This is a genomic window from Pseudaminobacter salicylatoxidans (genome assembly GCF_003148475.1).
Classification (GTDB): Bacteria; Pseudomonadota; Alphaproteobacteria; order Rhizobiales; family Rhizobiaceae; genus Pseudaminobacter; species Pseudaminobacter salicylatoxidans.
In genome coordinates this window covers 297,507-320,273 of the sequence record NZ_QGGG01000002.1, presented here as the reverse complement: position 1 = coordinate 320,273, position 22,767 = coordinate 297,507, and the positions used below count along the sequence as shown (strand labels likewise).

23 protein-coding genes and 1 CRISPR repeat array are annotated in these 22,767 nt (G+C 61.6%); of the genes, 15 read left to right on the top strand and 8 right to left on the bottom strand.

Annotation, left to right across the window (positions count from 1 at the left end):
- The first annotated feature begins 12 nt into the window (after window positions 1–12).
- The gene (locus C7441_RS04175; protein ID WP_109611813.1) at window positions 13–804 is read left to right on the top strand and encodes a heme ABC transporter ATP-binding protein; all 792 of its coding nucleotides are present in this window, start codon (window positions 13–15) and stop codon (window positions 802–804) included.
- A gap of 84 nt (window positions 805–888) precedes the next feature.
- Here the strand turns inward: C7441_RS04175 and rirA are convergent, their stop codons facing one another.
- Window positions 889–1,353 carry an iron-responsive transcriptional regulator RirA gene (gene rirA / locus C7441_RS04170; protein WP_019173337.1) on the bottom strand — a complete coding sequence of 155 codons (465 nt, stop codon included), beginning with the start codon at window positions 1,351–1,353 and terminating at the stop codon, window positions 889–891.
- A gap of 337 nt (window positions 1,354–1,690) precedes the next feature.
- Here rirA and C7441_RS04165 point away from each other — a divergent pair, with 337 nt between their 5' ends.
- The 3 genes from C7441_RS04165 to C7441_RS04155 all read left to right on the top strand — a co-directional run bounded on the left by C7441_RS04165 (window position 1,691) and on the right by C7441_RS04155 (window position 4,342).
- Window positions 1,691–2,287 carry a GNAT family N-acetyltransferase gene (locus C7441_RS04165; protein WP_109611812.1) on the top strand — a complete coding sequence of 199 codons (597 nt, stop codon included), beginning with the start codon at window positions 1,691–1,693 and terminating at the stop codon, window positions 2,285–2,287.
- 97 nt (window positions 2,288–2,384) lie between these two features.
- Window positions 2,385–3,671 carry a DUF445 domain-containing protein gene (locus C7441_RS04160; protein WP_109611811.1) on the top strand — a complete coding sequence of 429 codons (1,287 nt, stop codon included), beginning with the start codon at window positions 2,385–2,387 and terminating at the stop codon, window positions 3,669–3,671.
- A gap of 182 nt (window positions 3,672–3,853) precedes the next feature.
- Complete coding sequence (locus tag C7441_RS04155; RefSeq protein ID WP_425326556.1) at window positions 3,854–4,342, top strand: MaoC family dehydratase; 489 nt, start codon at window positions 3,854–3,856, stop codon at window positions 4,340–4,342.
- 6 nt (window positions 4,343–4,348) lie between these two features.
- Here the strand turns inward: C7441_RS04155 and maiA are convergent, their stop codons facing one another.
- The gene (maiA, locus tag C7441_RS04150; RefSeq protein WP_109611810.1) at window positions 4,349–4,999 is read right to left on the bottom strand and encodes a maleylacetoacetate isomerase; all 651 of its coding nucleotides are present in this window, start codon (window positions 4,997–4,999) and stop codon (window positions 4,349–4,351) included.
- Between the two features lie 202 nt (window positions 5,000–5,201).
- On the opposite strand from maiA, the gene C7441_RS04145 reads away from it, so the two are divergent.
- On the top strand, window positions 5,202–5,885 hold the full coding sequence (locus C7441_RS04145; RefSeq protein WP_019173342.1) for a response regulator: 684 nt from the start codon (window positions 5,202–5,204) through the stop codon (window positions 5,883–5,885).
- 110 nt (window positions 5,886–5,995) lie between these two features.
- A CRISPR array of direct repeats spans window positions 5,996–7,746; the repeat unit is 36 nt; unit sequence AGCTTAGCAGTTCAGAAAACGCGGTCCAGCCGCAAC.
- Window positions 7,747–7,748: 2 nt separating this feature from the next.
- Here C7441_RS04145 and C7441_RS04140 read toward each other — a convergent pair.
- Both C7441_RS04140 and C7441_RS04135 read right to left on the bottom strand, forming a co-directional pair.
- Window positions 7,749–9,089 (bottom strand): ATP-binding response regulator, encoded by a 1,341-nt coding sequence (locus C7441_RS04140; protein WP_109611809.1) that lies wholly within the window; start codon window positions 9,087–9,089, stop codon window positions 7,749–7,751.
- A 13-nt stretch (window positions 9,090–9,102) separates the two neighbouring features.
- On the bottom strand, window positions 9,103–10,341 hold the full coding sequence (locus tag C7441_RS04135) for an FIST N-terminal domain-containing protein (RefSeq protein ID WP_244916056.1): 1,239 nt from the start codon (window positions 10,339–10,341) through the stop codon (window positions 9,103–9,105).
- 201 nt (window positions 10,342–10,542) lie between these two features.
- Here C7441_RS04135 and C7441_RS04130 point away from each other — a divergent pair, with 201 nt between their 5' ends.
- The 5 genes from C7441_RS04130 to C7441_RS04110 all read left to right on the top strand — a co-directional run bounded on the left by C7441_RS04130 (window position 10,543) and on the right by C7441_RS04110 (window position 15,486).
- On the top strand, window positions 10,543–11,052 hold the full coding sequence (locus C7441_RS04130) for a (2Fe-2S)-binding protein (protein WP_109611923.1): 510 nt from the start codon (window positions 10,543–10,545) through the stop codon (window positions 11,050–11,052).
- Between the two features lie 110 nt (window positions 11,053–11,162).
- Window positions 11,163–13,514, top strand: a complete 2,352-nt coding sequence (locus tag C7441_RS04125) for a xanthine dehydrogenase family protein molybdopterin-binding subunit (protein WP_109611807.1) — start codon at window positions 11,163–11,165, stop codon at window positions 13,512–13,514.
- Between the two features lie 12 nt (window positions 13,515–13,526).
- Window positions 13,527–14,330, top strand: coding sequence for an FAD binding domain-containing protein (locus tag C7441_RS04120; RefSeq protein WP_109611806.1), 804 nt, complete (start codon window positions 13,527–13,529; stop codon window positions 14,328–14,330).
- Window positions 14,331–14,604: 274 nt separating this feature from the next.
- Window positions 14,605–14,934 carry a hypothetical protein gene (locus C7441_RS04115; protein WP_019173348.1) on the top strand — a complete coding sequence of 110 codons (330 nt, stop codon included), beginning with the start codon at window positions 14,605–14,607 and terminating at the stop codon, window positions 14,932–14,934.
- A gap of 48 nt (window positions 14,935–14,982) precedes the next feature.
- On the top strand, window positions 14,983–15,486 hold the full coding sequence (locus C7441_RS04110; protein WP_109611922.1) for a DedA family protein: 504 nt from the start codon (window positions 14,983–14,985) through the stop codon (window positions 15,484–15,486).
- 356 nt (window positions 15,487–15,842) lie between these two features.
- On the opposite strand, the gene C7441_RS04105 is transcribed toward C7441_RS04110, so the two are convergent.
- Window positions 15,843–16,127 (bottom strand): DUF982 domain-containing protein, encoded by a 285-nt coding sequence (locus C7441_RS04105; RefSeq protein WP_109611805.1) that lies wholly within the window; start codon window positions 16,125–16,127, stop codon window positions 15,843–15,845.
- Between the two features lie 409 nt (window positions 16,128–16,536).
- Here C7441_RS04105 and dusA point away from each other — a divergent pair, with 409 nt between their 5' ends.
- The 4 genes from dusA to C7441_RS04085 all read left to right on the top strand — a co-directional run bounded on the left by dusA (window position 16,537) and on the right by C7441_RS04085 (window position 18,999).
- Window positions 16,537–17,529, top strand: coding sequence for a tRNA dihydrouridine(20/20a) synthase DusA (dusA, locus tag C7441_RS04100; RefSeq protein ID WP_425326555.1), 993 nt, complete (start codon window positions 16,537–16,539; stop codon window positions 17,527–17,529).
- A gap of 113 nt (window positions 17,530–17,642) precedes the next feature.
- A complete protein-coding gene (locus C7441_RS04095) occupies window positions 17,643–17,957 on the top strand; it encodes an ArsR/SmtB family transcription factor (protein ID WP_425326560.1) in 315 nt (104 codons plus the stop codon).
- On the top strand, window positions 17,954–18,376 hold the full coding sequence (locus C7441_RS04090; RefSeq protein WP_109611802.1) for an SRPBCC family protein: 423 nt from the start codon (window positions 17,954–17,956) through the stop codon (window positions 18,374–18,376). Before C7441_RS04095 ends, C7441_RS04090 begins: the two co-directional genes overlap by 4 nt.
- Before the next feature lie 14 nt (window positions 18,377–18,390).
- The gene (locus C7441_RS04085; protein ID WP_109611801.1) at window positions 18,391–18,999 is read left to right on the top strand and encodes an ATP-dependent Clp protease proteolytic subunit; all 609 of its coding nucleotides are present in this window, start codon (window positions 18,391–18,393) and stop codon (window positions 18,997–18,999) included.
- 13 nt (window positions 19,000–19,012) lie between these two features.
- Here C7441_RS04085 and C7441_RS04080 read toward each other — a convergent pair whose 3' ends face one another.
- Together C7441_RS04080 and C7441_RS04075 are read right to left on the bottom strand one after the other, a co-directional pair.
- Complete coding sequence (locus C7441_RS04080; RefSeq protein ID WP_109611921.1) at window positions 19,013–19,720, bottom strand: retropepsin-like aspartic protease family protein; 708 nt, start codon at window positions 19,718–19,720, stop codon at window positions 19,013–19,015.
- A 5-nt stretch (window positions 19,721–19,725) separates the two neighbouring features.
- The gene (locus C7441_RS04075) at window positions 19,726–19,956 is read right to left on the bottom strand and encodes a DUF1289 domain-containing protein (protein ID WP_019173357.1); all 231 of its coding nucleotides are present in this window, start codon (window positions 19,954–19,956) and stop codon (window positions 19,726–19,728) included.
- A gap of 149 nt (window positions 19,957–20,105) precedes the next feature.
- Here C7441_RS04075 and C7441_RS04070 point away from each other — a divergent pair, with 149 nt between their 5' ends.
- Window positions 20,106–21,095 carry a nicotinate-nucleotide--dimethylbenzimidazole phosphoribosyltransferase gene (locus C7441_RS04070; RefSeq protein ID WP_109611800.1) on the top strand — a complete coding sequence of 330 codons (990 nt, stop codon included), beginning with the start codon at window positions 20,106–20,108 and terminating at the stop codon, window positions 21,093–21,095.
- A 10-nt stretch (window positions 21,096–21,105) separates the two neighbouring features.
- Here C7441_RS04070 and C7441_RS04065 read toward each other — a convergent pair whose 3' ends face one another.
- Window positions 21,106–22,632 carry a sensor histidine kinase gene (locus C7441_RS04065; protein ID WP_109611799.1) on the bottom strand — a complete coding sequence of 509 codons (1,527 nt, stop codon included), beginning with the start codon at window positions 22,630–22,632 and terminating at the stop codon, window positions 21,106–21,108.
- Window positions 22,633–22,767: the final 135 nt, after the last annotated feature.

Here is a 22,767-nt window from a genome sequence, read left to right as displayed (position 1 = left end):
AGCCTGCCATCCATGATCGAAGCTCGCGGCATCTCCGTCTCCATCGGCACCAGGCGCATCATCTCCGATGTTGATTTCGACGTGCGTCCGGGCGAGGTGGCAGCCATTGTCGGGCCGAACGGCTCCGGCAAGACCACTTTCCTCAAGGCGCTGTCGGGCGATCTGCCTTATACCGGCCGAATCGTCATCAACAATCGCGACATGGCCGGGCTGAAGCCCTGGGAAACCGCGTCGATGCGGGCCGTACTGCCGCAGGCGACCGCGTTGTCCTTTCCCTTCACCGTGCACGAGGTGGTCAAGCTCGGCCTGATGAGCGGCCGTTCCGGCGCGCAGCCGGGAGAGGAGCGCAATCTGCCCCAAAGGGCACTTGCACGCGTCGATCTCGACGGCTTTGCCGGCCGCTATTACCAGGAGCTTTCGGGTGGCGAACAGCAGCGCGTGCAGCTGGCCCGCGTGCTGTGCCAGGTCTGGACGCCGGTGCTGAATGGCAAGCCGCGCTATCTGTTCCTCGACGAACCGGTCTCCAGCCTCGACATCAAGCACCAACTCATAATCATGGAGATTGCCCGCGACTTCGCGCGCGGCGGCGGTGGCGTGGTTGCGATCCTGCATGATCTCAATCTGACGGCCATGCATGCAGACCGCATTTGTGTCATGCACCGGGGGCGACTGGCGGCAGCCGGAACTCCGCAGGATGTGATGACGGACGAACTGATTTCCAGAGTGTTCGAATGCGACCTCAAGGTCGGTGCATTGCCGGCTGGCAATGTGCCTTTCGTACTGCCGCAATCGGTCTCCCTGTAGATCGGCTTTTACCGGACGCAAAAGCAGGAGGCCGCGCCTTGCGGGGCGCGGCCTCCTGCTTTTGAAGATAACCGGCTGCCTGCCTTATGCCGCCGGAGCGCGGCGCTCCTGCAACTCGTCGATGCCAAGCAGCGTGCGCATGTTCGGCCGCGCCTTCACCAGGTCGTCGATCGTATGCTTGGCAAGCACGGTGAAGAAGGCGTTCAGGGCTTCGCGCAAGGCCGCATTGAGCCCGCAGCTATCGACCAGCGGACATTCGGTCGCGTCATTCTCGAAGCACTCGGCCATGGCGAAATTCTCTTCCGTCACGCGCACCACGTCGAAGAGGGTGATCTTGTCAGCCGCCTTGCCCAGCCTGACACCACCGTGGCGGCCGCGCACCGTTTCAACGAATCCAGCCTCCACCAGCGGCTGCAGGATCTTGAAGAGGAAGAGTTCCGATACCGTGTAGGCCTGTGCGATTTCGGGAATCCGGCTAAGCCGGTCGTTGTTGGTTGCGCAATACATCAGAATGCGTATCGCATAGTTGGTCTGGCGCGTAAGCCGCATGGTCGTTCCTTCGCGAAATGCTGGCCGGGACGCGCAAGAGGCACTGCGCAGGCTCCAGTCAGAGCAGACATTTCCTTTGAAATCGATCCGGCGGGATCGATGGCGTCCACCATTGAATATGGCGTACAGTTTGGAATAATTCCAGACTTTATAGACAATACTTTCAGATTTACGTCAAGTTTTTCCGCGGCGTCGCGGGGCGTCCTTTCTGAACGTCAGCCAGCAGGTTTTGGCATAGCAAGGTTGCGTCAGCCTGCCTTGCAATCCGTGTTGCAGTGCACAATATACACGGCGTCAGAGTCGTAGACTCGCGGGAGGAGCCCTCGAGGAGTACGACATGCATGGAAATGCATCTCAAATCGCCCCGCTCACGGGCCATATACGTCAGCTCAGGCCCTCGGACCTGCCGCGCTTTCGCGATCACCTGCTTCGGCTCGATACAGAAAGCCGGCGCGACCGTTTCAACGGCTTCGCCGACGACGCTTTCATAACCGGTTATGCGGAGCGTTGCTTTGCGCTGGGCACCACCGTCATCGGTTATGTCGAGGGCAACAAGGTGCTTGGCGCAGCCGAACTGCATGAGCGTCCCGAAATTGCCGAGCCAACCGGCGAGATCGCCTTCAGCGTCGAACGTGAGCTTCAGCATCGCAGCCTTGGCGGCCGTCTTTTCGAACGGCTGATCGCCAATGCGCGCTGGTTGGGATACACGCGCTTGCTGGTCACCACGCACCCGCAGAACGAGGCGATGAAGGCGTTGGCGCGCAAGTTCAACGCAGCACTCTCTTTTCAGGCGGGAGAAACGGTCGGTGTGATCGAACTCGATCCGCCCGCACCCGCATTTGCGAAGGCAGGTACTGGCCCTTTTGTGGCAGCTAGGCGTGGCGGCGCCGGCCTTGCGGCGCTGCCACCTACCGTGGCTTTCCTGCATTCCTGAGCAGAACGGCGCAGGGCGCTTTCGCTCTCCCAAGACAGAGGGTGGCGCACCTGTCGGTGGATGGTAGTGTAGCCCGCATTCGCCACCGGGATTGCCCATGCCATCGAATGACCCGACAGCCGCCGGATCGCGCGGCGACGCGGCCAAGCTCGCAGCGCTTCGCCGCACAAAGCTGATCGCCACAGGCGCGCTTTGTCTTTGCGTCGCTCTGTTTGCGGTTTCTCGACTGCTTCAGCCACGCTATCCATGGCTGGGCTTTGTCGCGGCTTTCGCGGAGGCGGCAACCATAGGCGGGCTCGCCGACTGGTATGCCGTTGTTGCCCTGTTCAAGCGACCACTGGGCTTACCCATTCCCCATACCGCGATCATACCCGCCAACCAGAACCGTATCGCCGACAATCTGGGCCGCTTCATCGAGATCAATTTCCTCGCGCCCGCACCGGTGCGTGAAAAGCTGCAGGAGGTCGATTTCGCGGCGCTGGTGGCCGACTGGCTCTCCGATCCGCATCGGGCCGAAGGCCTGTCGCGCTTCGTCGCGCGGCTGGTCCCGCAGACACTTGCGGCAATCGACCGCTCGGGCCTGCGCGATTTCGTGGCGGAGCGCATGCTGGCGCAGCTCGACAGGGTGCAGATTGCGCCGCTGGCGGCAGAGCTCTTGTCGGCCTTCACCGAAGACAGGCGGCACCAGAAGCTTTTCGATCAGCTCACGCGCGTGATCGGCGGCTTTCTGGCGGATGAGGACGCGCTGGCGGCCATGCGCGAGAAAATCCGCAACGAACTGCCGTCGCTTTTCAACCTGTTTCGCGCCGATGCCTACCTGTTGAAAAAGATCGTCGCTTCCGCCAGCGGCCTGCTGGAGGAAATGCGCGCCGATCCCGAGCATCCGCTGCGGCACGAATTCGACCGCTTCGTTCATAAATTCATAGAGGACTTGCGCACTTCGAAGGCTTATGCGCGGCGGGCCGAGGCGATGAAACGCGATTTCCTGGCCCGGCCGGAACTGAAATCTCTGACGGGCGATGTGTGGGAGAGCCTGAGGCGGCTGATCGAGCAGGATGCGGCCGCTCCCGATTCGAAGATACGCGAGCATCTCACTGGCATGTTCGTGGAAGTGGGGCGCAACCTTGCCCGCGACGAGGCGATCCGTGCCGACATGAACGAAGGCTTCGTCGTGGCGCTGTCCTCTTTCGTGGAAAGCCAGAAGAGCGGCGTGTCGGGATTCATCGCCGATCAGGTCAAGCGTTGGGACCTCGGTCAGCTTACGCATCTGATGGAGATCAATATCGGGCGGGACCTGCAATATATCCGCTTCAACGGCATGTTGATCGGGGGCATGGCAGGGCTCGTCCTTTATGTCGGCGAGCTCCTCTTTCTGGACCGTTGATTGCGGGCAACAGCCCGCTGGCATCGCATTCAAAATGCGGAAGGCCCGGACAAATATCTTTTGCGCAGTGCGGGAAGCTGCTAGGTCCGATCCTCGACAGGAACGGCCCGGCGGGAGGAATTGCCGGGCCGGCCGCCGGTGTCCTTAGGGTCGGTATGGCGGCGAAATGCGTGGAGATGCCGATGTCCAGACCAGCCCCGACCTTCGCCGAACTGAAGGACATGATCGGACAGGAACTGGGCGTTTCCAAATGGGTTACGGTTGACCAGAGCCGCATCGACCAGTTTGCCGACTGTACGGGGGATCATCAATGGATTCATGTCGATGCCGAGCGTGCCCGCCGGCATAGCCCGTTCCGCAACACGATCGCCCACGGCTATCTGACGCTGTCGATCATCGGTGCATTGGGGCAGGAAATCGGCGTGATCCCCGAAAACACGCAGGCCGCCTTCAACTACGGGTTGGACCGGGTGCGCTTCGTCGCGCCGGTGCGGGTCGGCTCGCGTATCCGCCTTCGCGCGCGGCTGACGGCGGTGGAGGATCGCGGTCCGGGCCAGTACCTGCTGAAGGCCTATAACGAGGTCGAGATCGAGGGCGAGGAAAAGCCCGCCCTGATCGCCGAAACGCTCATCATGCTTTACGAGCGGCGCAAGAAGCCGGTGCAGGCCTGATACGGCTCATTCGGCATCCGGCTGGTTCCTGGGCGCGGCCTTGATGAAAGCCGGGAGTTCCATGCAGTTCGCCGCGATCCGCGAAATGGTCGGGTAGGGCGTCATGTCCACCCCGAAGCGGCCGTTGTTGGCGACCTGCGCGACAAGGCATATGTCGGCCAGGCCGGGTGTGTCGCCATGGCAGAAGCGGCCGGTTTGCGGACTTTCGGCCAGCATCTTTTCCATTGGCGCGAACGTCTCGCCCACCCAATGGCGGAACCATTCCGCGACCGCCGCGTCGTCAGCGCCGAAGCGCGTGCGCAGCATGTTGAGAATGCGCAGATTGTTCACCGGGTGAATGTCGCAGGCGACCATCTGGGCCAGCATGCGCACCCGCGCCCGACCGAGCGGATCAGCGGGCAGCAGCGGCGGCTCGGGCGCCACCTCGTCGAGGAATTCGACGATCGCGAGCGACTGGGCGATCATCGTGCCGTCCTCCCACACCAGCGCCGGCACCAGGCCTTGCGGGTTGACGGAGAGATAGCCGGGTTCGCGCTGTCCGCCATGGCGCAGATGGTGCGCGACATAGGTATAGTTCAGCCGCTTCATTTCCAGCGCGATTCGCACGCGGTAGGATGTCGAGGAACGAAAGTAATTGTGCAGGACGATTTCGCCCATCAGCCTGTCTCCATGTCGTCTGGTGCTTCTGCGATGGGAGGTCCATACAGGCGCACCATACTATTTGCCAATAAGCGGTTGCATCACGCTCGACTACCCTTGGAGCGGGCGGAGCGAATTGAGGCCATGAACAGTTCATCATCCCTGCGGAGATGTGTCCGGCATGCCTTGATTCCTGCGGTTGCATGACGGAGTGTTGGCCATGAGCGCTGCCAACGACAAAGCCCGCTTTCTCATCGTCGACGATCACCCGCTGTTTCGAGAGGCGCTGCACAGTGCAGTACGCATGGCCTATCCGGACGTCGATACAGTCGAGGCCCGCTCGATCGCCGAAGCGCTGGAAATACTGGCGGGGCCGAAACCCTTCGAACTGGCGCTGCTGGACCTGAGCATGCCCGATGTGCACGGCTTTGATGGATTGCTGCAGCTTCGCACCCATCACCCCCGGCTGCCGGTCGTGGTGGTGTCCGGCCATGAGGAACCCAAGGTGATTTCGGAGGCGCTTTCCTACGGTGCGGCGGGGTTTATCCCGAAATCTGTGCGCAAGAGCGACCTGGCGCAAGCGATTCGTACCGTGATGGATGGCGCGATCTACGTGCCCGAGACCTACAAGCCCGCGACGCTTGACGCTGAAAGCGCCGACCGCGCGGAAATGGTGCGCCGGCTCGCGACATTGACGCCGCAGCAGCTACGCGTGCTGCAGATGTTGCGGCAGGGTCTGCTCAACAAGCAGATCGCCTTCGAACTGCAGGTCGGCGAGACGACGGTGAAGGCCCATGTTTCCGAAATCCTGCGCAAGCTCAATGTCTACAGCCGCACGCAGGCCGTGATCGAGGTCGCCAAGCTCGACAATCCGGATATGTTCCGTGAGCAATCGGGATTTTAGGGCTTTGGAAAAACCGCAATGAATGCACCACGATTCGTTTTCAAAGACCATTTTTGCAGCGCTGCGGATGCCGATTTTCCCTTTGAGATCAGGAAGATCGACATCCAACTAGCTTAGCAGTTCAGAAAACGCGGTCCAGCCGCAACCATGCGCAACACGTATCGACTGTCTACAGTAGCTTAGCAGTTCAGAAAACGCGGTCCAGCCGCAACTACGCTCCGACGGTAGTGTGTGCGAAAGCGAGCTTAGCAGTTCAGAAAACGCGGTCCAGCCGCAACATGCCGACCAGCCGCTTGACCATCAGCGCCAGCTTAGCAGTTCAGAAAACGCGGTCCAGCCGCAACTCACGGCGCTGCAGATGGAAGCGATCGGCGAGCTTAGCAGTTCAGAAAACGCGGTCCAGCCGCAACTTATCCTTCCTCACTTAATTGCGCGGATTTAGCTTAGCAGTTCAGAAAACGCGGTCCAGCCGCAACCCAATTGAGTCAGTATCGGTGATGACATTCAGCTTAGCAGTTCAGAAAACGCGGTCCAGCCGCAACGTCCAGCCGTGACGGTGCATCATCGGCAAGAGCTTAGCAGTTCAGAAAACGCGGTCCAGCCGCAACTGACCGTGCTGGCGGTTGCTTTTGGGAGGGAGCTTAGCAGTTCAGAAAACGCGGTCCAGCCGCAACGCCAGCAGGTCGGCAATGCCTTCCTGCAATAGCTTAGCAGTTCAGAAAACGCGGTCCAGCCGCAACGAGTTTTGCGAGGGGCATCCAAACACACCCAGCTTAGCAGTTCAGAAAACGCGGTCCAGCCGCAACGATGATTATCTCGAATATCGCAACGTGGTTAGCTTAGCAGTTCAGAAAACGCGGTCCAGCCGCAACTGGCTTCGCGATGGCTCTTGGCTTCTCCGTAGCTTAGCAGTTCAGAAAACGCGGTCCAGCCGCAACTGCCTTCTTCGGCGTGCAGTCTGCCGACCTAGCTTAGCAGTTCAGAAAACGCGGTCCAGCCGCAACACCGCACAGATCGCGACGACAAGCCAGAACAGCTTAGCAGTTCAGAAAACGCGGTCCAGCCGCAACGCCTCCTGTCCATCCTCAACGGCGGTGATGAGCTTAGCAGTTCAGAAAACGCGGTCCAGCCGCAACCACACAGCGCCTTTACCTGCCGCTGGGTGAGAGCTTAGCAGTTCAGAAAACGCGGTCCAGCCGCAACTCTGGGCTGCGAATGCCGTGGTAACCACCGAGCTTAGCAGTTCAGAAAACGCGGTCCAGCCGCAACAGCAGAAGGCGGCGGGCAACTTCGGCGGCTAGCTTAGCAGTTCAGAAAACGCGGTCCAGCCGCAACGCATTTCCGGCGAGGGCTGCACGCGCGTCAAGCTTAGCAGTTCAGAAAACGCGGTCCAGCCGCAACGATCGGTGGCTGCACGCGCCGGGATGATTGAGCTTAGCAGTTCAGAAAACGCGGTCCAGCCGCAACGAGATTTCGGCCTTGATGAACTCGACCGAAGCTTAGCAGTTCAGAAAACGCGGTCCAGCCGCAACTGCAACTGTCGAGCCCGTCTCCTTCGTGTCAGCTTGCAGTTCAGAAAACGCGGTCCAGCCGCAACAGCCGAAGTGACACCAGTGTCACCTAGGATAGCTTAGCAGTTCAGAAAACGCGGTCCAGCCGCAACAAAACCAGCGAACGAACCGATTTGCCTTGCAGCTTAGCAGTTCAGAAAACGCGGTCCAGCCGCAACTAAACCTGTCTCATCTGGCGCATGACCCCGAGCTTAGCAGTTCAGAAAACGCGGTCCAGCCGCAACGCTATGGTCTGGAGTTCGTCGAGGAGAACCAGCTTAGCAGTTCAGAAAACGCGGTCCAGCCGCAACGTTCAGGCGAGCAGATGTGCCAGCAATGCGCGCAGTTCCGCGGGCTTTAGCGGTTTGCGCATCAGTTCCACGCCAATCTTCTGTGCAATTCGGGCGACCTCGTCGGTCATGTCGGCGGTGACGATCAGGGCGGGGACGTCGCGTCGCAGATGGGAACGGACTTCCGAGATGGTGACGCTGCCGTGATCGCCTCCTTGCAAATGCTGGTCGGCAATCACGATGTCGGGCACCCAGGCGGTGTCGCCGAGCGCACGCAAGGTTTCGGCCGTCGAAGCGGCCGCACGCACCGAGCATTGCCAGCGCTCCAGAAGCGCGGTCATGGCCTGACGGACTTCCGGGTCGTCTTCGACCAGAAGCACCCTCGTTCCGAACAGGCCGTAGCCGCGTGGCAATTCCGGCCCCATGCTTGTCGGGCGCGGCTCGATCGACACCGTTTCGGTCGGCAGAAGCTCGAGGTGGAACACCGTACCGCGACCCACCCTCGATGAAAGGGCGATAGGGTGGCCCAGCGTCTCGGTCATGCGGCGCACTATGGAGAGGCCGAGACCCAGCCCGCCGCCCGCCAGGTCGGCTTCCGTTGCCTGCGGTGCGCGGTGGAATTCCTCGAAGATGGCCTCGCGCTGCTCTTCGGGGATGCCGCACCCCGTATCGGCCACCTCGATCCTGATCTTGCCTGCGCGGTGGCGCACCCCGACCAGAACGCCGCCGCTGCGTGTGTAACGGATGGCATTGGAAATTATGTTCTGAAGGATGCGGCGCAGCATGGTCCGGTCCGAACGAACCACCACGTTGCAGGGGCGGAATTTCAGTTTCAGGCCTTTTTGTGCCGCGAGCGGCCGGAAATCCGATCTCAGCGAGATGAACAGGGGTTCGAGCGCAACGTCCGATATTTCGGGCTCCACGACGCCGGCGTCGAGCTTGGAGATGTCGAGCAGCGTGCGCAGCAGGTCTTCCATCGTTTCGAGGGAGCGTTCCACCTGCCGCACGAGCTTGCGGCCCTCGTCGCAGGTTTGCACCTCGGAAAGCGCCGAAACCGAAAGATGCGCGGCGTTCAGCGGCTGCAGGATGTCGTGGCTGGCGGCGGCGAGAAAGCGCGTCTTGGAAAGATTGGCGCGCTCGGCATTCTCCTTGGCCGCGACCAGATCGATGTTCGACTGTTCCAGCCGTCGCAGGATGGAGCGCAGTTCCTCGGTGCGGGTGCGCACCCGGTTTTCCAGATTGATCGCGGTCTGGAAGAGCGAGAATGCATTGCGCTGCTGATCCATCGAGCGCTCGACGCGCGAGATCAACGCCTGGTTGATCTTTTTCAGTTTCTCGATGTCTTCGATATCGCGGATGGACATTTGGGGCTGGCTGTCATTCCGCGGCATGTCGCTGGCCAAAAGCGATGCCGGTGAAGGTCTGGTTCAGGTGCATGGAACGATATTGCTCGCCATAGGTTCCAAACCCGATCACGCGGTTGGCCCGATAAAGCTCGGAAATGTCGCGGAACACCTGACGGTTGCGGGCATCCAGCCGGCGCAGCACGCAGTCGAAGCCCAGAACCAGATCGATGCCGCCGAGTTCCTCGCCCACGGCCTTCAACGCCGAGCGAGTCGATTCCACCATGCCGGTCGGTTCCGCAATCGAGAGTACGACCCCGTCATCGATGGCGCAATAGAAGGAAAGCGAGCCGTCGTCATTCATCTTCTGGATCGAGCGGCAGTAATATTCCCCGCCCACTTTCACCACCACCGGGTGCGAGGCGAAGCTGAGCGGCGTCATGGCTCCATTGACGATGCCGACCGCGGCGGCGAATTCCTCGGCCGCGCTCCCGGCGTTGAATTCGTGCACGATGCGCCGCTCCGGGTCCGAGGCCGTTACCACCAGCTTACTGCCGGTCGGCACGAAGTTTTCCGTCTTGAAGACGTGGAAGGGAATGTTGGTGGCGATCAGGATGACGACGGCGCAGTCGCTATCGACGTCGCCGTTCGAAATAAGCGTCGTGGTTTCGAATTTCAGGTCGTCGCCGGCCGATCCGCCGATCAGCGGTATGTCGTCGAGACTCCAGTGCAGCGCGGATGTGACCGCTTCTTCCGCATAGGAGAGACCGTCGATCAGGCACAGCGCGAAGACATTGCGCGACCGCGGCAAGCCATCGGTGCGCATATGGAGGGTGCGCCGCAGACCGGCGATTTCCTGAGTTATCCCATCCATGCCGATGGAAGAGAGGTTACGGATCATCACGCTCTGCGCCGTGAAGCAGCCACGCGGGAACAGCATCGCCACGACATGGCCGTCCTGGAGGCCATCGGGCGTAATCTCGCCGGCGGTCGAACAGCCCGCATGGGGCAGATGCGGCGCGTGGCGCTTCAATGCCAGCGAGAGCGTCCGCGCGCTCATCAGCGATTGCGAAAAGAAGATGAGTGCGAATTCCGCGTCGATGGCGGCGGCTTCCGCAGCGATTTCACGGGCAAGGCTGTCCGCGCCGGGCCGAGCGCAGGTCAGGGCCGTCAGGCCGCAAGCATAGCGTGTCCGTGCACAGACCAGCGTAGTTCCTCCCAACCCCGCCGTCGACGCCGTCCGTCTCTGTCGAGAGCGCGCCGCCGCAGCCATTGTTGTCTGCGAAAGTTGCATTTGGCAATGGGCTGCCTGAGCGGTGCGTATCCGAAAGTACAATATACGGCGTTTGGGCCGCTCTGCATTCTCCCGCTTTGTGTGGAATTCGGAATATACTTTTATGGCGTCTTGCGACGCGAGACATGCGCCGTCCGTTGCCAGGCAGGCGGGGCCGGCGAGGGCACCGAGGGAGGTTTCATGTCGGAAGTATCGTTGGTTGTGAACGGCCGGCGCGTGAGTGGCGTGGCCGAAGACCGCACGTTGCTGGTCCATTTCCTGCGCGAGCATCTGGGACTGACAGGCACTCATGTCGGTTGCGACACGTCGCAGTGCGGCGCTTGCGTCGTGCATGTGGATGGCAAGGCCGTGAAATCCTGCACCATGCTGGCCGCACAGGCGTCCGGCTCGACCGTCGTCACCATCGAGGGCCTGGCGGACGGCGCGGACCTGCACCCTGTGCAGGCGGCGTTTCGCGAGCACCACGGCCTGCAATGCGGCTTCTGCACGCCGGGCATGATCATGGCCTCGGTGGACATCATCAATCGCCATCCCGAAGGGCTGGACGAGGCAACCGTGCGCGCCGAGCTGGAAGGCAATATCTGCCGCTGCACGGGCTACCACAACATCGTCAAGGCGGTGCTGGCGGCTTCAAAAACGATGGCCAAGGGCAAGAGCAAGGCCGCTTCCAGGGCAAAGAAGGCGGCATGAGGCAGGCTGGCGCAGGCGACAAGGCTCGCTGACGATCCGAAAGGGATCGGTTTGCAGCCGGCGTTATTCATATTTCGCTCTTCGCTTTAGGGTTCCGGAGGAGAACTTTGATGGGCATTGAAGGTATCGGGGCGCGGGTGACGCGCAAGGAAGACAAGAGATTCATCACCGGCGCGGGCCGTTATGTCGACGACATGGCGGTGCCGGGCATGAAGCATGCAGCTTTCGTGCGCAGCCCCCATGCGCATGCGCAGATCAGGAAGATCGACGTCAAGGCGGCGCAGGCCATGCCGGGCGTCATCGCGGTGCTGACCGGCAAGGAGCTGAAAGCCGACGGCATCGGCAATCTCATCTGCGGCTGGATGATCCATTCCAGGGACGGCACGCCGATGAAGATGGGTGCATGGTCGCCGCTGGCGGTCGACAAGGTGCGCTATGTCGGGGACGCGGTCGTCATCGTGGTGGCGGAGACCAAGGGGCAGGCGCGCGACGCCGCCGAGGCCGTCGAGATCACCTACAAGGAATTGAAGTCGGTCGCCGACGTGACCGAGGCTGTGCGCAAGGGCGCGCCGCAGATACACCCCGAGGCGGAAGGCAATCTGATCTTCGATTGGGAGATCGGCAACGTCAAGGAAACCGAGGCTGCCTTCAGGAACGCCGCCCATGTGGTCAAGATGGATGTCATCAACAACCGTCTCGTTCCCAACGCGATGGAGCCACGCGCGGCGCTTGGCCACTACGACAAGGCGGAAGACCACTACACTTGCTGGACGACCTCGCAGAACCCGCATGTCGCCCGCCTGGTGATGAGCGCGTTCTACAATGTCGCGCCGGAGAACAAGCTGCGCGTGATCGCGCCGGATGTGGGCGGCGGCTTCGGCTCCAAGATCTACATCTATCCCGAAGAGATTGTCTGCCTATGGGCCTCGAAGCGGACCGGCGTTCCGGTCAAATGGGTGGCGGATCGCACCGAAAGCTTCCTGTGCGATGCGCATGGGCGCGACCATGTCACCCATGCGGAGATGGCCTTCGACCAGAACCACAAGATTCTCGGCTTCAAGGTCGAGACCATGGCCAATCTGGGCGCCTACATGTCGCTGTTCTCATCGGCGACGCCGACCTATCTGTATGCAACGCTTCTGTCGGGCCAGTACGACATTCCGGCCATCCATGGAAATGTGAAGGCAATCTACACCAATACCGCGCCGGTCGATGCCTATCGCGGGGCAGGGCGTCCCGAGGCCGCCTTCCTGGTGGAGCGCATGATGGAAGTGTCCGCGCGCCAGTTCGGCGTTTCACCGGCCGAACTGCGGCGCAAGAACTTCATCACCTCCTTTCCGCACCAGACGCCGGTGATCATGAACTATGACGCGGGCGACTTCGCGGCCTCCCTCGATGCGGCCATGAAGGCGGCCGACTATGCCGGCTTTGCCAAGCGCAAGGCAGAGGCCGCAAAGCGGGGCAAGCTGCGGGGCATCGGCTTTTCCTGTTACATCGAAGCCTGCGGCATCGCGCCTTCGGCCGCCGTCGGCTCGCTCGGCGCCGGCGTGGGCCTTTGGGAATCGGCCGAGGTGCGCGTCAATGCGGTCGGCACCATCGAGGTGCTGACAGGTTCACACAGCCATGGCCAGGGCCACGAGACCACCTTCGCCCAGCTTGTCGCGGGGCGCCTCGGCGTGCCGCTCGATTCCATCTCCATCGTCCATGGCGACACCGACAAGGTGCAGATGGGCATGGGCACCTACGGATCGCGCTCCGGTGCCGTCGGCATGAGCGCCATCGTCAAGGCGCTCGACAAGGTGGAGGCCAAGGCCAAGAAGATCGCGGCGCATCTGATGGAGGCCGACGAGGCCGACATCGTGATCGAGAACGGGGCGCTGAAGGTTGCCGGCACCGACAAGAATGTGCCGTGGTTCCAGATGGCGCTGGCGGCTTACACCGCCCACAACCTGCCGGCGGGCATGGAGCCGGGGCTGAAGGAAACCGCCTTTTACGACCCGGCCAACTTCACCTTCCCGGCAGGCTGCTACATCTGCGAGGTCGAGATCGATCCTGACACCGGGGTCACGGATGTCGTACAGTTCGTGGCGGCGGATGATTTCGGCAACATCATCAATCCGATGATCGTCGAGGGCCAGGTGCATGGCGGTCTGGCGCAAGGCATCGGCCAGGCGCTGCTGGAGGGCGCGCATTACGATGGCAGCGGCCAGCTTCTGACCGCGAGCTTCATGGACTACACAATGCCGCGCGCCGACGACCTGCCGTCGTTCAAGGTTTCGACCTCGAGCACGCCGTCGCCTTCCAATCCGCTTGGCATGAAGGGCTGCGGCGAGGCGGGCGCCATCGGTTCGCCACCCGCCGTCATCAATGCCATCACCGACGCCATCGGCACGGAAAACCTGACGATGCCGGCAACACCCCAAAAGGTGTGGGCGGCGATCCATTCGGCGGCGAAACACTGAGGAGGAACGATCATGTATTCGGTCAACTACCATCGCGCTTCCTCGCTCGCCGATGCGGCAAAGCTTGCGAAGACAGGTGACGCGAAATTCCTGTCGGGCGGCATGACGCTGATCCCGGCGATGAAGACCCGGCTGGCGGCGCCTTCCGACCTCGTCGACCTCGGCCACATCGCCGAACTCAAGGGCGTCAAGGTCTCCGGCAAGTCCGTGGTGATTGCGGCGGGGACGACGCATTACGAAGTTGCCAACGACGAGAAGCTGAAGAAGGTCTGTCCCGCCATCACCGAACTTGCCGGCATGATCGGCGACCCGGCGGTGCGCTACCGCGGCACCATCGGCGGTTCGATCGCCAATAACGATCCGGCAGCCGACTATCCGTCCGCGTTGCTGGCGCTCGATGCGGTCGTGGTCACCAACAAGCGGCAGATCGCAGCGGACAAGTTCTTCAAGGGCCTGTTCGAGACAGCTTTGAAGGATGGCGAGATCGTTACCGCCGTAGCCTTCACCGCACCGGCCAAGGCAGCCTATCAGAAGTTCCGCAATCCCGCTTCGCGCTATGCCATTGCCGGCGTCTTCGTGGCCAAGGGCAAGGAAGGTGTGCGTGTCGCGGTGACCGGCGCGGGCGATGACGGCGTGTTTCGGGCCAAGCAACTCGAAGCGGCGCTGACGAAGAAATTCGACGCTTCCGCACTCGACGGCGTGACTGTGTCATCGGACAATCTGATGAGCGACATCCATGCTTCGGCCGAATACCGCGCCAATCTGGTGCTGGTCATGGCCCGGCGTGCGGTGACGGCCGCAAACGCGCGGAGTTGAGCGGCCGGACTTTTCTGCGAGGGGAAGGGGCCGCTTGTCGGCCCCTTTGCCGTCTGCGTGAATTGCCTGCGGGCGAACTGCCCATCTTTTGACTCAACCCTGCCCAATGGCTAGATCATAATGCCGAAAAGTGTGAAGCGATTTTCGGACGATATCATGATCTATCTGGTTGATTTTGTTGCGTGCGACATCAAGTGATTCCACCTGGCTGCAACATGCTCTAAGTCTTGGCCGAGTTTTCAGCCGCAAGGCATTTCTGGACAGGCAGGGTCGAGTGAAGATTTACGTAAAGATCGCGGCCGGTATTCTGGCTCTGCTTGTGGGGGCCGCCTTCGTGCTTTGGTATCGCGTCGCTTCGGTCGGCCAGGAAGCGTTGCTTGATATCGCCACACAGGCCAATCTGTGCAAAACCGCCGACTGCGCGGAAGGCATCGATGAGGCATCGTCCTATCTGGCCGAGGAATTTGGCCTGTCGCCGCGCTTGGTCGAATGGTGCGTCGGCGTCGACACGCTTTCCGAGCGCATGGGGCAGAAGGGGCTGGTGAACCGCTCCTGGTGGATCAATCTTCTCTACGAACCCTGCGGCGAGCCTGTCGTGGATTGACGGCAGGCCCCGGAGGAGGTGAGCGCAATGCACTGGATGCATGACGGTATCGCGCTGATCGAACCCTATGTCGCGGCCTATGGCGCCTTCGCGGTCTTCGTCATCATCTATTTTGAATCTCTCGGCGCGCCGCTGCCCGGCGAAAGCCTTCTGGTGGCGGTTTCGGCCATTGCCGCGCATGGCGATGTCAATCTCGTCCATGCCCTGCTGGCGGCTTTTGCAGGCGCGGTGCTTGGCGACAGCACCGGCTACGCCATCGGCCATTTTGGGGGACGGCCGCTGCTGTTGCGCTATGGCGGCTATGTAAAGTTGACGCCAGAGCGGCTTGGCGAGCTTGAACGGCTGTTTCGAAGAAAGGGCATGTGGATTGTCATGGGCGCCCGCTTCGTCGCCATCCTGCGCCAGCTCAATGGCTTGATTGCCGGTAGCGTCGCTATGCCCTGGCCGCATTTTCTGGTGGCCAACGCCATCGGCGCGGTCGCATGGGTGCTGGTGTGGGGGCTTGGGCCCTATCTGGCGGTGGATAGTTTCCGGACGATCCTGCGTTTCTAGCTGTCGGTGTGACCCTTTGCCGGTCAGCTATTCTCCGCTGCGACCCGGCTCGTATTGCATATCTCGCGTGTAGATCCGGTTGAGGATGTCGCAGGCCGTTTCGGCGCGCGATTTCGGACGATTGATCAAGAATTGACTGCCCAGAGACGCTGGCCAGTTGCAAAGGTTGTCCCAAACCTTCCAGGTGCCATCGAGGTTTTCGATGCATTCAAATCGTGGTTGGACTTTCTTCAGCAAGCCGCGCCTCGCCAGTTCATCCCCCCGGCCGTGACATTACTGGACGTAAGTATTGCGGCGCAACACAATCGTTGTGTCGCGCCGTAACCGGAACGTCCCTTTCGCCAGCCCGCCGTCAGTCAGGCGGCGTTGCTGCGGAGAGCTTGAGCAGCATGGCTATATGCATCCTCGGCGAGGATTCCCTTGTTGAACGCAAACCACTGAAATGCCTCGCGGGCATCTTTGCCGGTCCTCTCGCCATGGAGTGCCTTGCGGCAAACTTCGATAGCGCCAGAGTGGTCCAGATCACGAATGCCGTGCCATTCAATGAGAATGTCGTAGGCATCGATGATGCTCTCGATCTCCCGTGAAGATCCGAAGCCGATAAAAACCGAAATGGGTTGATCGAACTTGACGTGCTTCATCTGATATTCCTCTCGTGAACACCCTTTCCAGCGTCTAAAAGAGGCGATACGGGGATCGGTTCGGTCACAAATGAAGACCTTGACGTGCAGTTTTGTGAGAGGTCGATCACGGCAGCGGCGTTCAAGAGCGGCGGAAGCTTAGGCAGTCCGCAGGCTTCCGCGTTTCTTGTTACCGTCCAGCCTAACGGCGCTGCCTGCGCATGCGGACCCGCCCCGCGCCGCCGCGTGGTTCGACGGAAGGTCGAGGCCGCGTCAACATGACGAACGATCACGCCGGTGCGGGACTTGGTCGCAACGGTGTCACATAGTATAGGGTCCACCTTGAACGATCTTGAGTTCGGGAGCACGTGCCAGGTGCTGACCCTCACGTGCAAGTGCTGGCAGCCAGCATGTTGGTTTTATAAAGATTATGGAATATCAGGATCATAAGCTCTCAATTGCGCCCATGATGGACTGGACGGACCGTCACTGCCGGTTCCTCCATCGCCAGCTTACGCGCAAGGCGCTGCTTTATACCGAAATGGTCGTGGCGGATGCGGTGATCCACGGCGCGCGGGAGCGGCTGCTTGGCTTTTCGCCGGAAGAACATCCGGTCGCGCTGCAGCTTGGCGGCTCCGATCCGCAGAAACTCGCCGAAGCGGCCCGCATCGGCGAGGGGTTCGGCTATGACGAGATCAACCTCAATGTCGGCTGTCCGTCGGATCGCGTGCAGTCCGGCACCTTCGGTGCGTGCCTCATGAAAACGCCCGAACTGGTGGCCGAATGCGTGACTGCGATGAAGCTGGCTGTGAAAATCCCGGTCACCGTCAAGTGTCGCATCGGTGTCGATCAGCAGGACCCGGAAGTCGCATTGGATGCGCTTGCGGATCGGGTTTTCGCCGCTGGCGTCGATGCGTTGTGGGTGCATGCGCGAAAGGCCTGGCTGGACGGGCTGAGCCCCAAGGAAAACCGCGATATTCCTCCGCTGGACTATGGGCGGGTTTATCGGCTGAAAGAGAGAAATCCGAGCCAATTCATTGGGATAAACGGCGGAATTCAGACACTGGATGAGTCAATGATGCATCTTGGCCAGGTCAATGGTGTGATGCTCGGCCGCGCCGCCTATCATACGCCGGGCATTCTGGCCGGGGCCGATGCGGCGCTTTATGGTGAACCCGCGCGCGAAATCGATTTCGAAGGATTGATCGACACCATGGCCGCCTATGCGGCGCGCCATATCGAGCAGGGCGGCAGGCTCGCCCATGTCACGCGCCATATGGTCGGATTGTTCCACGGCCAACCCGGTGCGCGTCGTTTCCGCCAGATACTTTCCACCGATGCGACACGGGTGGGAGCTGGACCGGAAATTCTGCACAAGGCCTTCGCCGCCGTCGAACTGGAGCGTGCCGGGCAGGCCGCCTGAAAATCCGAGAAGAGGTTTGAGATTTGCGCCCGCGGTCGTCCGATCCGGGCGTTTTGCGTTGAGATGGGAATTCTCTTGTCGAATCGATAAGTGTTGGCTTATCTATCTGCATGATGGATACAGAGAGAATTTTCCGCGCGCTTGCTGACCCTACCCGCCGGGCCGTGTTCGAACGGCTGGCGGCCGGTGAGATGAGCGTGGGCGACCTCAAGGCCGGGTTCGATGTTTCGCAGCCTGCGGTTTCTCAGCATCTGGCTGCCTTGCGAAAGGCCGGGCTGGTGAGCGAGCGGCGTGAGGGGCGGAACGTGTTCTATCGGATCACGCCGGAAGGTTTGGCGCCTCTGGCCAACTGGATGCAGCGCTATCGCGATTTCTGGCCGGAACGTGTGGAGCGCCTGAAAACCGTGCTGAAGGAGATGGAACAATGAACGAGCGCTCGCAGCAGGACGAAATCACTGTCGAATGCACAGTGCCGGACGCTCCCGAAAAAGTCTGGCGCGCGCTGACCGTACCGGAATTGCTCGCCGCGTGGCTGCTGCCCAACGACATCCGACCGGAAGAAGGGGCGCGGTTTTCCCTTGATGGCGCGCCGGGCGAGGGTGGCAGCGTCGAATGCGAAGTCCTCGAGATCGAGCCGCAACGGCTGATCCGCTATTCCTGGCGTGACAAGGGCACGGCCCGCGACGGACTGGAGACTACCGTTTCCTTTCGTGTGCTGCCGACGGCGGACGGCGGCACGCGTCTGCGCATCGTGCATGAGGCGCGGGTGCTGGTGAGGAAAGCCGTGGGGCAACGCCTCATGGCCTGCAATTCAAATGTTACCCCTACGATGAAAATGGCGGCATGAGCGGGAGAGGGAAAATGAGCGGAACGAGCAATCTGGTGCCGATGGTCATCGAACAATCGAGCCGCGGCGAACGCGCCTTCGATATCTTCTCGCGACTGTTGCGAGAGCGGATCATCTTCATCAACGGCCCGATCGATGACAGTGTGTCGGCGCTTGTTTGCGCGCAGCTTCTGTCGCTGGAATCGGACAATCCGAAAAAGGAGATCTCCCTCTACATCAACTCACCGGGCGGGGTGGTCAGCAGCGGGTTGGCGATATACGACACGATGCAATACATCACATGCCCGGTATCCACCGTGTGCATGGGGACCGCGGGCTCGATGGGCTCCTTTCTGCTCATGGCCGGCACGGCCGGCCGGCGCATCGCGCTGCCCAATGTTTCGATCGTTCTTCACCAACCTTCCGGAGGATTCCAGGGGCAGGCTTCGGACATCCAGCGTCATGCCGAAGACATCGTCAGGCTCAAGAAGCGCCTCTATGCTCTCTATGCCAGGCATTGCGGACGAAGCCTCGACGAGGTCGAGCGCACGCTGGACCGGGATTATTTCATGACGGCGGAAGAGGCGCTCGCCTGGGGCATCGTCGATCATATCTATGAGCGGCGGGAATTGACGGCAGCCTGAATGCCACGGGAGATCAATCCCGCAGAATCATCCGGTCGCCGCGAATATCGAAACCCGACAGCGAGCCGATGAAATTCATGCCGAGCAGGCTTTGCCCCAGCATTCCGGGTGCGGCGACCAGAATCGGCATGTTACGGCGGGTTATGGCGCCCAGCGAAATCTCCTGCGCCACCACGCGCGCGGCATTGGCGTTGCCGTTGGCGGTCGAGACGGGGATGGTGAAGTTGAGCGTCGAGACATCGAAGCCAGCGCGTTCGGCGTCCCCGGCCGACAGCACCGTGGTCGTCGCGCCGGTGTCCACCATGGCGCGCACGGGCGTGCCGTCCACCATGATGCGCGCTTCGAAATGGCCGTTGGGCAGCTTGTCGAGCGACACGGTGGTGCGGCCGTCGGCGTCGGTTATCGAAAGGGGGCTGCCGGGTATCAGGCCGGCGGTGACGCGGCTGGCAATATCCTGCAGCTCATAGCGATACTGGTAGCCGGCGACCAGAACCAGCGCCACGAGCAGCCAGAGGCCCAGATTGCGCAACACATCGCTGAAACGATGCCGGGCGTTGAGAATGCCGGCGCCGATCACCGCGCCGAAAATACCGAGATAGAGAACACGGCTGAGCTGGTCGCTCGAAATGCCGGTGGGGTCGCCGCTCATATCGTTGAGCACCAGCAACACGAAGCCGATGCCGAGAACCGCAAGAACGATCCAGATCCAACGCCCTGCCATCCGGTTCATGCCATCCCGCGTTCGCGCGCCATGCGTGCGCGCCGGGTTTCGCGGCGAGGCCGCCGCTCCACCGTTTCAAGCCGTGCCGGCAATTCGGCCATGATTTCGCGCCTGTGTTCGGGCGTCATGCCGATCCAGCCGGAAATTTCCTCGCGGGTGCGCCCGCAGCCGAAGCAGTAGCCGGTCTTCATGTCGATCGAGCAGACGAGGATGCAGGGCGATTCGATGGCCGTCATGGAGCGTTCCCGTTGGTTCTCTCCAGATGGGACAGGCGCGATTTCGATGCAAGTCCCATGAGAATGTCTGTCTTGCAAGTTAGCCCATTGTGCCACGCCGCCATCGCGGTTATGCCCCTGCCAACGACCATTCCCCGGACTTTGACGACATGACCAGCGCACTGCCTTTCGATGATATTCGCAATCTCATGAGCCATCTGCCGGCTGGAGACGAAGCGGCGGGCGAAGGCGTGCGCGCGCAGTTTGCGAAGGCCGAGAAACCGCATGGCTCGCTTGGCCGTCTCGAAGATCTGGCTGCGTGGCTTGCCGTCTGGAGTGGACGCCCTCCGGCCGTCAACCGGCCATTGGTGGCGATCTTCGCCGGCAATCACGGCGTGGCGCGGCACGGCATCTCGCCGCAACCGATGGAGGCGACGGCGCGCGCGGTGGAACTCACCGCTGCGGGCGGCGCCGCGATCAACCAGATCTGCCTTGCCTATGATGTCGGCCTGAAGGTGTTCGACCTTGCGCTGCATCTGCCCACCGAGGACATCACGCAGGACGCCGCGCTCGACGAGCGCGGTTGCGCGGCCACGATGGCGTTCGGCATGGAGGCGATTTCGGGCACCGATCTTCTGTGCATCGGCGATCTCGGCGTCGGCAACACCACCGTTGCCGCGACGATCCTGGCGGCCATATATGGCGGCGGGGGCACAGGCTGGGTGGGGCAGGGCTGCGGCGCGGATGCGGCGATGGTCGCGCAGAAAGCGCGAGTGGTCGATGCCGCACTGTCTTTTCATGCCGGCCATCTGCGGGACCCGCTGGAGGTGCTGCGCCGGGTTGGCGGGCGCGAATTCGCGGCCATTGCCGGCGCCATAGTCGCTGCGCGCATGGAAAAAATACCGGTCATCCTTGATGGCTTTGCCGCAATTGCCGCTGCATCCGTGCTGAAGGCGATGAACCCGCGCGCACTCGACCACTGCGTTATTGCGCAACTCTCGCCAGAGCCGGGCTATCGTCGCGCCGTTGAACTGCTCGGCATGACGCCTCTGCTCGATCTCGGCATGGCGCATGGCGAAGGCGCGGGGGCGGCCCTTGCGGCCGGGCTTGCGAAAGCCGCGGCCCTGTGCAGTTCGGGGATGGCGGCGGCGCTTCGCTAACCTTCGAGGCCTAGCGACGGCGCCCGCCAGCAGCGACCGCTCTGGTCGGCAGCGCGGGCAACACTTCCATGACGCGCGACAGCGGGAAAATAGCGATTGCCTCCGTGCCCTCTCGCAACCTGGAGTGAAGCTGGAACTCGCCGCCATGCATGGCGATCAGGCCCTGCACGATCGGCAGGCCGAGCCCTGTTCCCTGTTCGGCGCTCTTGATGGCGATGGAGCCCTGACCGAAGGCCGAAAGCACCACCGGTATCTCCTCGGCCGGGATGCCTGGACCGTTGTCCTTCACCGAAACATATTGGCCGCCGCCGGCCGTCCAGCCGACGCGCACCAGAATTTCGCCGCCGGTCGAGGTGAATTTCACCGCATTGGACAGCAGGTTGAGGGTGATCTGGCGCACGGCGCGCTCGTCGGCATAAAGGCGCGGCAGCTCCGGCTCGAATTGCTGCACGATGCGCAGGTCCTTGTTATGGGCCTTCAGCTCCATCAAATGGCAGCATTCTTCCACGATATAGAGCAGGTTCACCGGCTCTTCATTGAGCTGGTAGCGACCAGCCTCGATGCGCGACAGGTCGAGGATTTCGTTGATGAGGTCGAGCAGATGCTGGCCCGAATCATGGACGTCGCGGGCATAGTCGCGATAGGTCTGGTTCTGCATCGGTCCCAGAACCTCGTTCGTCATGACCTCCGAAAAGCCGAGAATGGCGTTTAGCGGTGTGCGCAGTTCATGGCTCATCGAAGCAAGGAACCGTGATTTCGCCAGATTGGCTTCCTCGGCGCGGCGGCGGGCTTCGTCCGACATGGATTTTGCCGTCTCCAGTTCCGCGATCAACCCGTCCTTCTCGGAGCGGAACGAAAGCAGCATCAGCGAGGAGCGGTTGAGCCGTCCTGCGACATAGGCGAAAAAGACCAGCGACAACGTCAGCAGGGCGGCCATGGCAATGTCGACCGGCTCCAGCGAACCTCCGACCGTGAAGCCGTAAACCAGCACCGGCAGCGTGAAGGTGACTATGAGAACGCCGCGCAGCGACGAGGTAATGAGCGCGGTTGCCGCCATCGCCAGCAAGAGAACGATGGCCTTGATGATGGGAAACTGGTCGATTTGACAGTCACCGCAGCCGATGGACGCGAAGTAGGCCCAGCCGAGGCCTGCGAGAAAGTGCCCCAGCAGGAACCCGCGCTTGATGGACGGCGCGTCGAGCGCGGCGATTTCCATCCTGCTTACCCGGTGCGCGATCAAGGCAAGCCCGGCATAGCAGGTCGTGGTCAGGATCGCCCAAAGCAGGATTTCGCCGCGCATGCCGGCAAGCAGGCCGGCTATCGCGATGACAAGCACCAGCAGTGGAATTGCGGTGGCGCTGCCGGTCATGGCATGAGCGTGCAGGCGCAGCAGTTCGCGATCGAAGGCCAGCGTGCCGGGACGCTGCGCGAGGCGGTCTCGCGTCTTGCGCACGGCGCGCGCGACATCGCTGTTGCGGTGTCGCTTGGTGCGATCCACAATGAACTTGTCGGCAATGTCCGAGCGAAGCAACGCCATGGGCGACATTCAATTTATGCGAGAAACCAGTTCGTGGCTGCAAGCTACGTCGCAATGATTAAGAGTTTGTTCGCCATATGAGCCAAATGCGGCGTTACCGCTTGTATCGAAAGCGTTCCGGCGCGTCGCGCCGCC

Coding starts and splice junctions, on each gene's coding strand:
- C7441_RS04165 (WP_109611812.1), top strand. CDS start 1,691: ATGCATGGAAATGCATCTCAAATCGCCCCGCTCACGGGCCATATACGT.
- C7441_RS04155 (WP_425326556.1), top strand. CDS start 3,854: ATGTCCAGACCAGCCCCGACCTTCGCCGAACTGAAGGACATGATCGGA.
- C7441_RS04090 (WP_109611802.1), top strand. CDS start 17,954: ATGAACGAGCGCTCGCAGCAGGACGAAATCACTGTCGAATGCACAGTG.
- C7441_RS04085 (WP_109611801.1), top strand. CDS start 18,391: ATGAGCGGAACGAGCAATCTGGTGCCGATGGTCATCGAACAATCGAGC.
- rirA (WP_019173337.1), bottom strand. CDS start 1,353: ATGCGGCTTACGCGCCAGACCAACTATGCGATACGCATTCTGATGTAT.
- C7441_RS04075 (WP_019173357.1), bottom strand. CDS start 19,956: ATGACGGCCATCGAATCGCCCTGCATCCTCGTCTGCTCGATCGACATG.
- C7441_RS04125 (WP_109611807.1), top strand. CDS start 11,163: ATGGGCATTGAAGGTATCGGGGCGCGGGTGACGCGCAAGGAAGACAAG.
- C7441_RS04095 (WP_425326560.1), top strand. CDS start 17,643: ATGGATACAGAGAGAATTTTCCGCGCGCTTGCTGACCCTACCCGCCGG.
- C7441_RS04070 (WP_109611800.1), top strand. CDS start 20,106: ATGACCAGCGCACTGCCTTTCGATGATATTCGCAATCTCATGAGCCAT.
- dusA (WP_425326555.1), top strand. CDS start 16,537: ATGGAATATCAGGATCATAAGCTCTCAATTGCGCCCATGATGGACTGG.
- C7441_RS04160 (WP_109611811.1), top strand. CDS start 2,385: ATGCCATCGAATGACCCGACAGCCGCCGGATCGCGCGGCGACGCGGCC.
- C7441_RS04065 (WP_109611799.1), bottom strand. CDS start 22,632: ATGGCGTTGCTTCGCTCGGACATTGCCGACAAGTTCATTGTGGATCGC.
- maiA (WP_109611810.1), bottom strand. CDS start 4,999: ATGGGCGAAATCGTCCTGCACAATTACTTTCGTTCCTCGACATCCTAC.
- C7441_RS04135 (WP_244916056.1), bottom strand. CDS start 10,341: ATGGCTGCGGCGGCGCGCTCTCGACAGAGACGGACGGCGTCGACGGCG.
- C7441_RS04145 (WP_019173342.1), top strand. CDS start 5,202: ATGAGCGCTGCCAACGACAAAGCCCGCTTTCTCATCGTCGACGATCAC.
- C7441_RS04140 (WP_109611809.1), bottom strand. CDS start 9,089: ATGTCCATCCGCGATATCGAAGACATCGAGAAACTGAAAAAGATCAAC.
- C7441_RS04120 (WP_109611806.1), top strand. CDS start 13,527: ATGTATTCGGTCAACTACCATCGCGCTTCCTCGCTCGCCGATGCGGCA.
- C7441_RS04080 (WP_109611921.1), bottom strand. CDS start 19,720: ATGGCAGGGCGTTGGATCTGGATCGTTCTTGCGGTTCTCGGCATCGGC.
- C7441_RS04175 (WP_109611813.1), top strand. CDS start 13: ATGATCGAAGCTCGCGGCATCTCCGTCTCCATCGGCACCAGGCGCATC.
- C7441_RS04130 (WP_109611923.1), top strand. CDS start 10,543: ATGTCGGAAGTATCGTTGGTTGTGAACGGCCGGCGCGTGAGTGGCGTG.
- C7441_RS04105 (WP_109611805.1), bottom strand. CDS start 16,127: ATGAAGCACGTCAAGTTCGATCAACCCATTTCGGTTTTTATCGGCTTC.